Origin of the sequence: Glycocaulis sp., assembly GCF_052168375.1 — a bacterium.
GTDB lineage: Bacteria > Pseudomonadota > Alphaproteobacteria > Caulobacterales > Maricaulaceae > Glycocaulis.
This window is the reverse complement of the sequence record NZ_JBQLZR010000323.1, coordinates 1-1,654: the sequence shown is the minus strand read 5'-3', so window position 1 is coordinate 1,654 and position 1,654 is coordinate 1. Positions and strand designations below refer to the sequence as shown.

The window sequence follows — 1,654 nt, the reverse complement described above, 5'->3', positions numbered from 1 at the left end:
CAATGAAGAAGAGCGTGGCGCCGGCCAGGGCCAGCAGGGCCGGAATGGCCGCGTTGGCAGCGCCGTCCACGGCAATAGCTGCTGCCAGCAAAAGGACGAGGAAGACGGGCACCCAGGCAAAGCGCCACGAGCGTGCGCCAAAGGCAATCAGCGTGCCTGCTGCCACAAGCCCGGCAAACATCACCGCGTTTTCCTGTCCGGACAGTGCCGGTGCCATGGCGCCGATAGCGGAAGCCAGTCCCGGAGCCGCGCTTTCGAGGCGGGCATCGGCAAGGCCGGGCTGGGCACCGGTGAGGAAGGCAAAGACGTCAAATTCGGGCAGGGTGGCGGCAAGGCCCGGAGCCATCAGGCCGGCAAGGCCTGCAAGCTGGGGCCAGGCGATGAGCAGGGCCAGTGCGACCATTGCAAAGACGGTCAGCATCCAGTTGGCGCTGCGCGAGACGCCGGCGCTCGACAACAGGCTGGTATTGTCCTGGCTGGTGCGCGTCCAGGTCTGGGTGCGGTAATTGACGACCGCCACCGGGCGCGAGCGGCGCTTTGGCCCCGGCTGAAGCCGGATGACGGCGGCATAATCGCCTGCTTCCAGCGCGAAATCGCGTCCCCCGATGCGGACCGGATGGCGTTCGCCGTCCAGATCCTGGATGCGGCGCTCGTCAGCGCGGGCGCGCGGATCGGAACCGATCACCTGGCCGGGCGCGACATAGAAGTCGATGCCCCGGCTGCCAAAACGCTGGGTAGCATGTGCTGTCGGCAGAATTGCCATGCCTCAAAAATCCCCTCATCACGCGCCGTTTTCGTGCTCGTCCAGCTGTAAGCCAATGGCACTGACGCCCCTCGTTAACAGAGTGTATACAAAAAACGGGCCGGTTTAACCTCTTGTTTGCAAAATCCCCGTGTCAGCGCGATGACAGAGCCAATCGGACGGTTTGCTCCGAGGCCCATGCCGGTCTATACACCGCGCGGATCAAGCGCTCCCGCTTTCGAATTTGCGAAGAAGAAGGATCATCCATGACCCTGCTGTTCAACACGCCTGAAGGCAAAGACTATCTCGTCAAGGACCTGTCGCTCGCCCGCTGGGGCCGGCTTGAGCTGGACATGGCCGAGATCGAGATGCCCGGCCTGATGGCGCTGCGCGAAGAGTTCGGAAATTCCAAGCCGCTCAAGGGCGCGCGCATTGCCGGTTCGCTGCACATGACGGTGCAGACCGCCGTGCTGATCGAGACCCTGACGGCGCTCGGTGCCGAAGTGCGCTGGGCCTCGTGCAATATCTTCTCTACCCAGGACCATGCAGCGGCCGCCATCGCCGAGACCGGCGTTCCGGTCTTCGCCGTCAAGGGCGAGACGCTGCAGGAATACTGGGACTATGCCGACGCCATCTTCCACTGGCCGAACGGCGAAACGGCCAACATGATCCTCGATGATGGCGGCGATGCCACGATGTATCTGCAACTGGGCGAAAAGGCGGAGAAAGACCCGTCCGCGCTCGGTGAGCCGAAATCGGAAGAAGAGCGCTGGCTGTTCGACACGATCCGCCGCCGCATGAAGGCAAGCCCGGGCTGGTTTGCCAAGGCCAAGGCCAGCATCAAGGGTGTCTCAGAAGAGACCACGACCGGCGTGATGCGCCTCTACCAGATGGCCAAGCGTGGCGAGCTCG

2 protein-coding genes are annotated in these 1,654 nt (G+C 63.7%); one reads left to right on the top strand and one right to left on the bottom strand.

Annotated elements, in window-relative coordinates; genetic code table 11:
• On the bottom strand, positions 1-763 hold a 763-nt coding region (locus ACTS2Z_RS13425; RefSeq protein WP_442573714.1), incomplete at its 3' end, for a hypothetical protein.
• Positions 764-1,008: 245 nt separating this feature from the next.
• Here ACTS2Z_RS13425 and ACTS2Z_RS13420 point away from each other — a divergent pair.
• Positions 1,009-1,654: adenosylhomocysteinase (locus ACTS2Z_RS13420; protein WP_442573713.1), on the top strand; the 646-nt coding region annotated here is incomplete at its 3' end.